This window comes from Clostridioides sp. ZZV15-6383 (assembly GCF_020657735.1).
Taxonomy (GTDB): Bacteria; Bacillota; Clostridia; order Peptostreptococcales; family Peptostreptococcaceae; genus Clostridioides; species Clostridioides difficile_D.
The window spans coordinates 1-12683 of record NZ_JAGWCV010000072.1 but is presented as its reverse complement, the minus strand read 5'-3'; the positions used below and the strand labels follow the sequence as shown (position 1 = coordinate 12683).

At 30.0% G+C, this 12683-nt stretch carries 9 protein-coding genes and 1 rRNA gene; 9 read left to right on the top strand and 1 reads right to left on the bottom strand.

From position 1 onward, the window contains the following. The 9 genes from rrf to KGF42_RS17235 all read left to right on the top strand — a co-directional run bounded on the left by rrf (position 1) and on the right by KGF42_RS17235 (position 12504). Positions 1 to 117: ribosomal RNA gene (rrf, locus tag KGF42_RS17275) — 5S ribosomal RNA — on the top strand. Between the two features lie 453 nt (positions 118 to 570). Further along, the gene (locus KGF42_RS17270) at positions 571 to 1203 is read left to right on the top strand and encodes an ABC transporter ATP-binding protein (protein WP_413927038.1); all 633 of its coding nucleotides are present in this window, start codon (positions 571 to 573) and stop codon (positions 1201 to 1203) included. Positions 1204 to 1212: 9 nt separating this feature from the next. Next, complete coding sequence (locus KGF42_RS17265) at positions 1213 to 1899, top strand: extracellular solute-binding protein (protein ID WP_413927040.1); 687 nt, start codon at positions 1213 to 1215, stop codon at positions 1897 to 1899. Further along, a complete protein-coding gene (locus KGF42_RS17260) occupies positions 1899 to 2375 on the top strand; it encodes an alkaline phosphatase family protein (protein WP_227826766.1) in 477 nt (158 codons plus the stop codon). The genes KGF42_RS17265 and KGF42_RS17260 overlap by 1 nt, the downstream gene beginning before the upstream one ends. A 301-nt stretch (positions 2376 to 2676) precedes the next feature. Further along, on the top strand, positions 2677 to 4647 hold the full coding sequence (gene uvrB, locus KGF42_RS17255) for an excinuclease ABC subunit UvrB (RefSeq protein ID WP_227826765.1): 1971 nt from the start codon (positions 2677 to 2679) through the stop codon (positions 4645 to 4647). Positions 4648 to 4665: 18 nt separating this feature from the next. Next, the gene (gene uvrA, locus KGF42_RS17250; protein WP_227826764.1) at positions 4666 to 7491 is read left to right on the top strand and encodes an excinuclease ABC subunit UvrA; all 2826 of its coding nucleotides are present in this window, start codon (positions 4666 to 4668) and stop codon (positions 7489 to 7491) included. Between the two features lie 259 nt (positions 7492 to 7750). Continuing rightward, entirely contained in the window at positions 7751 to 9568 is a 1818-nt protein-coding gene (gene uvrC / locus KGF42_RS17245; RefSeq protein ID WP_227826763.1) for an excinuclease ABC subunit UvrC, read from the top strand. Further along, positions 9568 to 10497 carry an HPr(Ser) kinase/phosphatase gene (gene hprK, locus KGF42_RS17240; protein WP_227822935.1) on the top strand — a complete coding sequence of 310 codons (930 nt, stop codon included), beginning with the start codon at positions 9568 to 9570 and terminating at the stop codon, positions 10495 to 10497. The genes uvrC and hprK overlap by 1 nt, the downstream gene beginning before the upstream one ends. Before the next feature lie 210 nt (positions 10498 to 10707). Further along, complete coding sequence (locus KGF42_RS17235; protein WP_227822936.1) at positions 10708 to 12504, top strand: MutS-related protein; 1797 nt, start codon at positions 10708 to 10710, stop codon at positions 12502 to 12504. A 110-nt stretch (positions 12505 to 12614) separates the two neighbouring features. On the opposite strand, the gene KGF42_RS20575 is transcribed toward KGF42_RS17235, so the two are convergent. Continuing rightward, on the bottom strand, positions 12615 to 12683 hold a 69-nt coding region (locus KGF42_RS20575; RefSeq protein WP_413927039.1), incomplete at its 5' end, for an IS3 family transposase.

Below are 12683 nucleotides of genomic sequence, written 5' to 3'. Positions count from 1 at the left end.
TGTGGTTACAATAGCAGAGAGGATACACCTGTTCCCATTCCGAACACAGAAGTTAAGCTCTCTAGCGCTGATGGTACTTGGTGGGAAACTGCCTGGGAGAGTAGGACGTAGCCACGTAATTTTTTTTTGGTAAATTTATTAAAATTGAAAAAGTTTTATTTTTTATGTTTAGACCTTGTAAATTTGGGACATAATATAATTGTAAAACTTAATATAGCAAAAATAAATTACTCAATCTCCCCCACTTAAAGACCTCTATCCCCCATAGAGGTCTTTTTTATTTTCAAATCAAATCATATAAAAATAAACAGTTTTATATGCTCTCCTCTAAATTAAAATTATATTGTGATAGTAAACAGTGAACATGAAAAATATAGAAAGTTGTATCTAACATAAATAGTATATCAGCTTAACTTTAGTATATTTAACAAAAAATATTTGTAATTTAACCTTTATTTTAATAAGTTTACCATATATTCACTTTGTCTTAATATATCCTTTACAAATTAAGAGTATTATTAATCTATAGGTAAATCGTAGAATTAAATCAAATATTTTAGGAGGATAAAAATGGCAGATATAAGACTAGAAAATGTAACAAAATCTTATAATAAAAAAAATCCCGTTATAGAAAACTTAAATCTTACTATAGAAGATGGCTCTTTTACAGTGTTGGTAGGCCCAAGTGGATGTGGCAAATCTACTACATTAAGAATGATTGCAGGTCTTGAAGATATAACTTCAGGTAAGTTGAAAATTGAAGATAATGATGTAACAAAAACGGATGCTAGTAAAAGAGATATAGCTATGGTATTTCAAAACTATGTATTATATCCACATATGACTGTTAGAGAAAACATAGAATTTGGTCTTAAAAACAAGAAAGTAGTAAAAGAAAAAAGAGAAAAACTTATAACAGATGTTTATGTAACTCATGACCAGGTTGAGGCAATGTCGATGGCAGATAAGATAGTTATAATGAACAAAGGAAAGATAATGCAAATAGGTTCTCTAAAAAAGATATATCAAAATCCTAAAAATTTATTTGTGGCTCAATTTATTGGGAATCCTTGTATGAATATATTAGATATAAAAAATGATGTCAAATTTGGATTTAGACCAGAAAAAGCAACGCTAGAGAGTATAAATGGTGGAACTAATGGCGAAACTGCACAAAAAATGGTTGACCAATTTAATAGTTAGCATAAAGATATCCAAGTAAATATGCTAAAACAGAAAGACTACTATGAAAATGCAATAAAATTGCAAGCAGCTTTAACTTCTAAAGACCAACCAGATGTAACACTATTAGAAATAACTCAAACAGGTACATTCGCATCAGCAGGTGCTTTAGTAGATATGAGTAAATATTTTGATAAAACATACCAGGAACAATTCTTTTCTGGTCTTTTAACAAATTCATATTACGAGAATAAATTTGTTGGAATGCCATTTAATAGAAGTACACCAATATTATACATAAATAAAGATATGGCAACTAAAGCAGGGCTTGACCCTTCAGGTTCAAAGTCATGGGAAGAGCTTAAAAACTATGCTAGTAAGATGACAAATAAATCAGAAGATACTTATGGTTTTGAAACACCAATAGATATTTGGTTCTATGAAGCTATGGTAATGCAAAGTGGTGGAGAAATAACTAATGGTAAAAAAGTAGCATTTAATAATGAAGCAGGACAAGCACCGGTTAAGTTTTGGCAAGATATGATGAAAGATGGAATAATGAAAATGCCTTCTGGTGAAGATTATAATGCTTGGGATGTAGCAAAGCAAGATTTTGTAAATGGTAAAGTAGGTATGATATTTTTGCAGAAATATGGGCTCCTAATAGAGAAGATGACCCAAGAGAAACTTTTGAAAGAAGTTCCAGTAAGGTTATAATGGACGGTATTTACAATAGACATTGTCATCATATTGATTGGAAATTAGAACCTAATATGGATTTGTTTGGAGTAAACTGTTCAGTAGACATAATAAAGGAATATAAGCCAGATTTAATGTTAATACATTTGGCTACATTGGACCACACACGACACAATTATGGTTTATTTAATGATGAAGTAAATAAAGCATTAAAAATGAATGATGAATGGTTAGGAGATATAATTCAAGCTACAAAGGATGCGGGTATATACGAAGATACAAATTTTATAATACTTGGGGACCACGGTCATCTTAGAGTTGATAAAGTTATAAATCCAAATGTTTTGCTTAAATCAAATGGATTTATAACAGTTGAAAATGGAGAAGTTAAGAATTTTGATGCATATGTAAATTCTTCTGGAATATCAGCTCAAATAATAGTAAATAACTTAGATAGATTAACCTCCCTTTATAGCTTTTGGACCCAATATTAAAAGTGGTGTGGTTATAGAGGAAGGCGACTTGAGAGCACACGCAGCAACTATATTAAAGATATTTGATTTAAAGTTAGATGGAGTTGAAAAAGAAGCATTTGATTTTATTATATAAGTTGAATAAAGTATTTATTTTACAGGAATTATAGACTTCTATTGCAAAGATAGGAGTCTTTTTTTATGTTTTAGATTTAAGTAAAATTTAAATGGGTAAAATATTTAAAATAACTTAAACAATTTTATAAAGGTATGATATAATAATACATGTTAGGAACTAATGTTCGCAAAAAGGAGTGATACTATGGATTTTAAAATAAAATCAGACTTCAAACCTACAGGTGACCAACCAGAAGCTATTAAATCAATAGTGGATTCTATAAATAGAAATGAGAAATTTTCGACATTATTGGGAGTAACGGGTTCAGGAAAAACATTCACAATGGCAAATATCATTCAACAAGTTAAGAAACCTACCCTAATAATGGCTCATAATAAGACATTAGCAGCACAGCTTTACAGTGAGTTTAAAGAATTTTTCCCAGACAATGCAGTTGAATATTTTGTAAGTTACTATGATTACTATCAACCAGAAGCATATGTAGCTCACAGTGACACTTATATAGAGAAAGATGCAAGCATAAATGATGAAATAGATAAACTTCGACATTCTGCTACAGCATCTATTTTAGAGAGAAGAGATACTATAATAATATCATCTGTATCTTGTATATATGGACTTGGTGACCCAAAAGACTATAAAGAACTTATGTTATCTATAAGACCAGGTATGCAAAGAGACAGAGATGATGTAATAAAAAGGTTAATAGAGATACAATACGAAAGAAATGACATAAATTTTACAAGAGGTACCTTTAGAGTTAGAGGAGATATACTAGAAATATTTCCAGCTAGTAACGATGAAAAAGCAATAAGAATAGAATTTTTTGGTGATGAGATAGATAGAGTAACAGAGATTGATTATGTAACAGGGAAGATTGTTGGCACTAGAAATCACGTTGTTATATTCCCCGCGTCTCACTATGTAACAACTCCAGAAAGAATTGAAAAGGCAATTGTACAAATAGAAGACGAGCTTCAAGAACAAATTAAATTTTTCAAGGAAAATGATAGACTTTTAGAAGCCCAAAGAATTGAACAAAGAACTAAGTATGATATAGAAATGTTAAAGGAAATAGGGTTTTGTCAGGGAATAGAGAACTATTCAAGACATATTACAGGAAGGTCAGAAGGAGAAAGACCATATACTTTAATGGATTTCTTCCCAGATGATTATTTAATAATTGTAGATGAGGCACATGTTACTATACCACAAGTAAGAGGTATGTATGCAGGGGATAGGTCTAGAAAGACATCCCTTATAGAAAATGGTTTTAGATTACCTTCTGCACTTGACAATAGACCATTAAATTTTCAAGAATTTGAAGGAAATATAAATCAGATGTTGTTTGTAAGTGCTACACCAGGACCTTATGAAATTCAACACTCAGAGACTATAGCAGAACAGATAATAAGACCAACTGGACTTTTAGACCCAATTGTAGAAGTTAGACCTATCAATAATCAAATAGATAATTTGGTAGGAGAAATAACTAAAACTATAGAAAAAAATGAAAGAGTACTTATAACAACTTTAACCAAAAAAATGAGTGAGGACTTGACTAATTATCTTAAAGAAATAGGGATAAAAGTTAAATATTTACATTCAGATATAGTTACATTAGAAAGAACAGAAATAATAAGAGATTTAAGATTAGGAAAATTTGATGTGCTTGTAGGAATAAATCTACTTAGAGAAGGATTGGATATACCAGAAGTTTCACTTATAGCAATTTTAGATGCAGATAAAGAAGGTTTCTTGCGTTCCGAAACAGCTTTAATACAGACTATTGGACGTGCAGCTAGAAATGAAAACGGAAGAGTAATTATGTATGCAGACAGAATAACTGACTCAATGCAAAATGCTATTGATGAAACAAAGAGAAGAAGAGATATACAGAATTTATATAATGAAGAACACAATATTACTCCTAAAACTATACAGAAAAATATAAGAGATAGTATAGAAGCTACTAAGGTGGCAGAGGAAGAAGTTGTATATGGAATATCTAATACAGATGATAAAGACGAAATAAGAGCTAATATAGAAAAATTAAAATCAGAGATGATGGAAGCTGCTCAAAACTTACAATTTGAAAGAGCGGCAGAACTTAGAGATAAAGTGAAACAATTAGAAGAAAAATTGGAAAAATAGAAAGGTAAAAACAACATTATGGAAGATAAAATTATAATAAGAGGAGCAAAAGAGCATAATTTAAAAAATATAGATTTAGAATTACCAAGAGATAAATTTATTGTTTTTACAGGATTGTCAGGGTCTGGCAAGTCTTCTTTGGCATTCGATACAATATATGCAGAAGGTCAAAGAAGATATGTAGAAAGTTTATCTGCTTATGCTAGACAATTTTTAGGTCAAATGGAAAAACCAAATGTAGAATATATTGAGGGTTTATCACCAGCTATCTCAATTGACCAGAAGACTACTTCAAAAAACCCACGTTCTACTGTTGGAACGGTAACAGAAATATATGACTACCTAAGATTATTATTCGCAAGGGTAGGAGATGTGTATTGTCCTACATGTGGTGAAAAAATAAGTCAAATGACTATTCAAGAAATAGTTGATAAAATGTTAGATTTTCCAGATAGAACGAAATTGCAAATACTTTCACCAATTGTTAGAGGACAAAAAGGTACACATAGAAAGGTATTGGATAATATCAAGAAAGAAGGCTTTGTAAGAGTTAGGGTTAATGGTGAAAACTATGAAGTTAGTGATGATATAGTCCTAAACAAAAACCAAAAACATAGTATAGAAGTTGTAGTGGACAGGATTGTAATTAAAGATGGAATTGAATCTAGACTAGCAGACTCAATTGAGACTGCAGTTAAGTTATCTGATGGTCTTGTAATAGCTCAAATAATAGATGGAGAGGAAATTCTTTTTTCAACTAAATTTGCATGTCCAGAACATGGAATTGGTATAGAAGAATTATCTCCAAGAATGTTTTCATTTAATGCTCCCTTTGGTGCTTGTGATGTTTGTAATGGTCTTGGAGAAAGTAAAGAAGTTGACCCAGAATTAGTAGTGCCAAATAAAGATTTATCAATAAAACAAGGTGCAGTAGCAGCATGGGGGTCAACAGGTGTTAATGATGATACTTATTATAGTAAAATGATAAAAAGCTTAGCAGAACATTTTAATGTATCTTTGACAACACCATTTAAAGATTTGCCAGAGGATTTTGTTGAGGAATTACTTTATGGTAAAGACAAGATAATTGTAGAATTTACTTATGAATCAAAATTTGGAGGGACTAGAAATTATAAGTCATATTTTGAAGGAGTAATAGTAAACTTAGAAAGAAGATATAGAGAAACTAACTCCGACTACATGAGAGATAAGATTGAAGAATATATGGCAGAAAGACCATGTCCAAAATGTAAAGGGTTAAGACTTAAAAAGGAAGTCTTGTCTGTTTTGGTTGATGGAAAAAATATCATGGAAGTTACGAACTTGTCTGTAAATGAATTGATTGACTTTATGGAAAATATAAACCTTACAGAAAAACAGAGATTTATAGCTCATGAGATTATAAAAGAGATAAAAGGGAGAGCTATGTTCTTAAGAGATGTTGGTCTTGATTATTTAAATTTATCAAGAAAAGCTGGAACTCTATCAGGAGGAGAAGCACAGCGTATAAGATTAGCAACTCAAATAGGTTCTGCATTGGTTGGAGTATTATATGTACTTGATGAGCCAAGTATAGGTCTTCATCAAAGAGATAATGACAGACTAATAGCTACTCTTAGACATCTAACCGACTTAGGAAATACTTTAATTGTTGTAGAGCATGATGAAGATACAATGAGAGAAGCTGATTATGTTCTAGATATTGGACCAGGTGCAGGTATACATGGTGGTGAGATAGTTGCGCAAGGAACTTTAGATGAAATAATTAAAAATGAGAACTCGATAACAGGTCAGTACCTAAGTGGTAAAAAACAAATATTACTTCCTGAGACTACTAGAGAAGGAAATGGAAGTTTTATAGAAATAGTTAAAGCATCAGAAAATAATCTGAAAAATATTGATGTAAAATTCCCATTAGGTAAGTTTACATGTATAACAGGTGTTTCAGGTTCAGGAAAAAGTACGCTGATAAACGACATCCTTTACAAAGGTGTTGCAAGTAAAGTAAATAGACTTAAACAAAGAGCTGGTAAACATAAGGAGATAAAAGGAATTGAAAATATAGATAAAGTTATAAATATAGACCAAAGTCCAATTGGAAGAACACCTCGTTCAAACCCAGCTACTTATACAGGTGTATTTGACTTTATAAGAGATATTTTTGCAGCTACTAATGAAGCTAAAGCAAGAGGTTATAAAAAAGGAAGATTCAGTTTCAATGTAAAAGGTGGTAGGTGTGAAGCTTGTAAGGGTGATGGAATAATAAAAATAGAAATGCATTTCTTACCAGATGTATATGTTCCTTGTGAAATTTGTAAGGGTGAAAGATACAATAGAGAAACACTACAAGTAAAATATAAAGATAAAACTATATCTGATATTCTAGATATGAATGTGGAAGAAGCTGTTGAGTTTTTTGAAAATATACCAAATATAAAAAGAAAACTAGAGACTTTAATGGATGTAGGACTTTCATATATCAAATTAGGGCAGCCTTCAACTCAATTATCAGGAGGAGAAGCACAACGTATAAAATTAGCTGCTGAACTTAGTAAAAGACCAACAGGAAAGACTTTATATATATTAGATGAACCTACTACTGGACTTCATATGGCAGATGTAGACAAGCTAATCCATGTATTACAAAGATTAGCAGATACAGGAAATACAATTATAGTTATAGAGCATAATCTAGATGTCATAAAGACTTGTGATTATGTAATAGACTTAGGACCAGAAGGTGGAGATAACGGTGGAACTATAGTTGCAACTGGAACACCAGAAGAAGTATCTAAAGTTGAGGGGTCTTACACAGGTCAATTCTTGAAGAAATATTTTTCTTAAATTATATAAAATCTGATAAAACTTAGAATTATATAAACTAAATTGCTCTGTTAGAAGTAAATTAGTTAAATACAAGTTGTAAATAGTAAACAAAAGTATAAAGTCCATGTCACTCTTCACGTTTAAAATTATTTTTAAATTAGTTATAGAAGAGGATATGGACTTTAACTTGTCTAAAATACTGGAAATTGTATAACTTTTTAAATTTCATATTTTAGGGTATAATTTTAGTATAAAATTTAATGTTTTGGAGGGCGAGATGTTTGATATACAAGAGCATTTAAAAAAATTACCTTCTGAGCCCGGAGTATATTTAATGAAAGACAAATACGACCATATAATATATGTGGGAAAAGCCATATCTTTAAAAAATAGGGTAAGGCAGTATTTTCAATCTTCAAAAAACCATACATCTAAAGTAAAATCTATGGTTAAGAATATATATAAGTTTGAGTATATTATAACGGATTCAGAGTTAGAGGCATTAATACTTGAATGTAATTTAATAAAAAGATATAGACCAAAGTATAATGTAGTGCTTAGAGATGATAAAACTTATCCATATATAAAAGTAACTACAAATGAAGATTATCCAAGAATCTTAAAAGTTAGAAGAGTTCTTAAAGATAAGGCAAAGTATTTTGGACCATATACCAATATAACTGCTGTGAATGATACTTTGGAGCTTATAAGTAGTACGTATCCAATAAGAAGCTGTAAAATAGATATAGATAAAGCAATAAAGAATAAGACAAGACCTTGTTTAAATCTACACATAAATAAATGTTTAGGACCTTGTACTGGAAATGTTTCTAAAGAAGAGTATGGAAAAATGATAGAAGAGATTATAATGTGTCTATCTGGTAAAGAAGAAAAATTGATGGAGCTTTTAAAGGAAAAAATGAATGAGAGTTCTATGAATTTTAGATTTGAAGAAGCTGCTGTATATAGAGATAAAATAAAGAGCCTTGAAGAGATGATACAGAAACAGAAAATAGATGCTACTGTAAGTGACTTAAACCAAGATGTGGTTGCAATGGCAAGAGCTCATAATGAAGCCTGTGTTCAGGTATTTTTTATCAGAAATGGTAAGATTGTAGGTAGGGAGCATTTTATATTAGAAGGTGTAATGGATAGTCCAAGAGCTTCTATATTAAGTTCATTTGTAAAACAATTTTATAATGAGCAAGAGTATATACCTAAAGAATTAATTATAGAAGATGAAATAGAAGATAGTTCTATATTAGAAGAATGGTTGTCATATAAAAAGGGTCAAAAAGTAACAATAAGAGTTCCTCAAAAGGGAGAGAAGAAAAGCTTAGTTGAAATGGTTAGAAAAAATGCTGTAGAGTATCTTGAAAAATTTTCTGATATGAATAAAAGAAAATATGAAAAAAGTATTGGAGCATTAGAAGAGTTAAAGCAAATACTAACTCTAGAAAAGTTGCCAATAAGAATAGAGGCTTATGATATATCAAATATACAAGGTGTAGATTCGATTGGTTCTATGGTAGTGTATACAAATGCTAAAAAAGATAAAAAGGAATATAGGAGATATAAAATAAAAACAGTCATTGGTCCTAATGATTATGATTCTATGGCTGAAATTGTAGATAGAAGATTAAAACATGGAAATTTACCTGACTTGATATTGTTGGATGGTGGAAAGGGACAAGTTAGTGCAGTAAAAAAAGTACTAGAACTTAATGATGTAGATATACCTCTTTGGGGAATGTATAAAGATGATAAGCATAGAACTAAAGGATTGATATGTAAAGAAAAAGAAATAGAGCTAGATAAAACAACCAATTTATATAGATTTATTGCTAGTATACAAGAAGAAGTTCATAATTATGCAATAACATATCATAGAAGCTTAAGAAATAAAGCTTTGACAAAATCTATCTTAGATGATATACAAGGAATAGGTGAAAAAAGAAAGAAATCATTATTAAATCACTTTAAGGATGTAGATGCTATAAAAAAAGCTACTATGGAAGAACTTTTAGAAGTAGATGGGATGAATAAAAGCATTGCAGAGAATGTTTATAATTTTTTTAGGAAGGAAGAAAATTAATGGAAACTAGCAATAAGGTATCAATAAAAGAGATAATAAAAGACTTGAAATTAAAAATAGTATACATGCCAGATGATGTAGATTATTATGTTTACTCTCAAGATATAAATAGACCAGGATTACAGTTTGCAGGGTATTTTGATTATTTTGCATATGAAAGGATACAAATAGTTGGAAAGACAGAATATAATTTTTTTGGATTAATGGATAATCATATTCGAGAAGAAGTACTAGATAGATTTTTCTCATATGAAATACCAGCTCTAATAATTTCTAGAGATTTGGAAATCAAGCCAGATGTAATTGAAAAAGCTAAAAAATATAAAAGAATACTTTTGAGTACAAACAGAAATACCACTAGACTTGTAAATAGACTGTCAAATTATTTGGATAATAAGTTAGCACCACATACAACAATTCACGGGGTATTAGTAGATATTTATGGTATAGGTGTGCTGATAAAGGGGGAAAGTAGTATAGGAAAGTCAGAAACAGCATTAGAATTAATTCAAAGAGGCAATAGATTGGTTGCAGATGATGCTGTAGAGATAAGAAAACTGGATGAAAGTATGCTTGTGGGTCAGTCACCTGAACTGATAAGACATTTCCTTGAGATAAGAGGAATAGGGATAATAGATGTTAGAAGTCTATATGGAGTAGGGGCAATTAAAAATTCTAAAATGATAGATTTAGTAGTTCACCTAGAAGCTTGGGATGAAACTAAGTACTATGATAGACTTGGATTGGATAAAGAATATGAAGAAATACTTGGTGTTAATGTAGAGAAATTGGTTGTACCTGTTAAACCTGGAAGAAATACTGCTATGATATTAGAAGTAGCAGCAATGAATTTTAGACAAAGAGGAATGGGATATGATGCAGCTCAAGAGTTTACTAAAAAATTATCAAAATTAATTGATACTAAATAGTAAAGGAATAATAGTGAACTATACATCATTTAATTAAATATTGATTAGGTTTACATCCTACACCTTATAAATTAAAATCAAGTTGTATATAATGTTTATTAATAAGATATATTATATAAGGATAATTTAAAGTATAGTACTAGATTAAAATAATACTAGATTAATTTTATATTTGAATTTCATTATATAATAAGAAAGTTGGAATTTTTTATGGGAATAGAATATTTTAGTAAACTTTTAGAAAGTGCTACTGAAAAAGAATTGCTCTTAAGTAAAAAGTCAAATAACATAAGCACAGCAAGATTAATATCTTTTTTGATAGTGATAGCAGGATTTGCTATTGGATTTTATAATAAAAACATAATAGGTATTTTTGTTGGAGTTGTATCAACAATAATATTTATATCACTTTTAGTTATTCATAATAAAGTAAAAGAAGAGGAAACATATTTTAAAAGCAAGAGTGAAGTATTAGATAAGTATATTAAACGATTTGGAGACGGATGGAAGGAATTTAAAATAGATGGTAGAGAATACCTAGAAGACGAAAGTGCGCAAGCAAAAGATTTGGATTTGTTTGGAAGAGCATCACTATATCAATATATCTGTGTAGCTAATACTTCCTATGGAAAAAAGTTTTTGGCTAAGTCCTTATGGAATGAAAACCCAGATGAGAAGGTAATATTAGAAAGACAAATGGCGATAAAAGAACTTTTATCAAAAGATGATTTTTCTATTCATATTCAAACACTTAGTAATATAATTGGTAAGGAGCAAAAAAACAATTCTGATGGAAGCATAGAATCATTTATAGAGTATGGAGAAAATAAAAATGTATATATACCAAAATGGATGCATATTTTTACTTGGGGATTACCTACTGCAACAATCTTATCTTTTATATTCTTTATATTAGGTTTTTTACCTATTTTACCTGTTTTTTTACTTTTTATAATACAATTAGGATTTAGTGGTTTTGGATATCCAAAACTTATGCAAACTCTTTCTCCATTATTTTCATTTAGTAGAAGTATACAAGTATATGAGAAAATGTTTAAGGTTTTAGAAAAAGAGTCGTTTGAGAGTGCTTATTTAAAAGAATTACAGGAGAAACTTTCTAGGGTAAGTGGAGTTTCAAAAGGTGTTAAACAATTGAATTCAATAGGAAATGCTGTAAATCTAAGATATAATCAGATAGTATATATAATTGCCTGTGGTGTTCTAATGTGGAACTATCATTGTGCAGAAGCTTTAGAACGATGGAAAGGTATATATGGAAATCAAATTAGAGGTTGGCTTGAATCTATTGGGGAGTTTGAAGCTCTAATAAGTTTAACAGTTATTGGTCATGTAAATGAAAATACATGCTTTCCAGTAATAAAATATGAAGATACTCCAAGGTTGGAAGTTGAAGAAGTATACCATCCCTTAATAGAAGAAAAAAGTGTCATAGCAAATTCAATACAATTAAATTCTCAGACATGTATTATTACAGGTTCAAATATGTCTGGAAAGACAACCTTTTTAAGAAGTATAGGCGTAAACTTAGTGTTGGCATATGCAGGTGGACCAGTATGTGCTAAGAGGTTTGATGCAACTTGTATGGCTATATTCACATCTATGAGAATACAAGATGATGTAAGCCAAGGAATATCAACTTTTTATGCTGAGATTCTTAGAATAAAATCAATGATTCAATATAGTTTGAAAGAGTTACCAATGTTGGTTCTAGTAGATGAGATTTTTAAAGGAACTAATTCTGCTGATAGAATTATTGGGGCAAGTGAGGCAGTGAAGAAATTATCAAGACCATGGGTTATAAGTATGGTTACAACACATGATTTTGAGTTATGTGACCTTTCAGGTAGTAGAGATGTAGAAGTTGTGAACTATCATTTCTCAGAGTACTATGTAGATGATAAAATTCATTTTGACTATAGAATAAAGGATGGAAGATGTAAAACTACAAATGCAAAGCAACTTATGAGAATGGCAGGGATTCTTTAATTAATAGATAAGCTTATTTAGAAATATAATTTAATTGATTAAACTAATAAGGGGCTGTCTCAAAATTGGATATGTCCCTGTCAAGTAGACAGACTTAAAAAAGGCTATCTTTACTCGGAATGAGTTCGATATTCAATCGGACTCATTCCGTTTTTTAATTGTATTCTTTCATTATTATA

Bases quoted from the DNA above. Each gene is read 5' to 3' on its own strand.
- KGF42_RS17270 (WP_413927038.1), top strand. From the start codon at position 571: ATGGCAGATATAAGACTAGAAAATGTAACAAAATCTTATAATAAAAAA.
- KGF42_RS17260 (WP_227826766.1), top strand. From the start codon at position 1,899: ATGGACGGTATTTACAATAGACATTGTCATCATATTGATTGGAAATTA.
- uvrB (WP_227826765.1), top strand. From the start codon at position 2,677: ATGGATTTTAAAATAAAATCAGACTTCAAACCTACAGGTGACCAACCA.
- uvrA (WP_227826764.1), top strand. From the start codon at position 4,666: ATGGAAGATAAAATTATAATAAGAGGAGCAAAAGAGCATAATTTAAAA.
- uvrC (WP_227826763.1), top strand. From the start codon at position 7,751: ATGTTTGATATACAAGAGCATTTAAAAAAATTACCTTCTGAGCCCGGA.
- hprK (WP_227822935.1), top strand. From the start codon at position 9,568: ATGGAAACTAGCAATAAGGTATCAATAAAAGAGATAATAAAAGACTTG.
- KGF42_RS17235 (WP_227822936.1), top strand. From the start codon at position 10,708: ATGGGAATAGAATATTTTAGTAAACTTTTAGAAAGTGCTACTGAAAAA.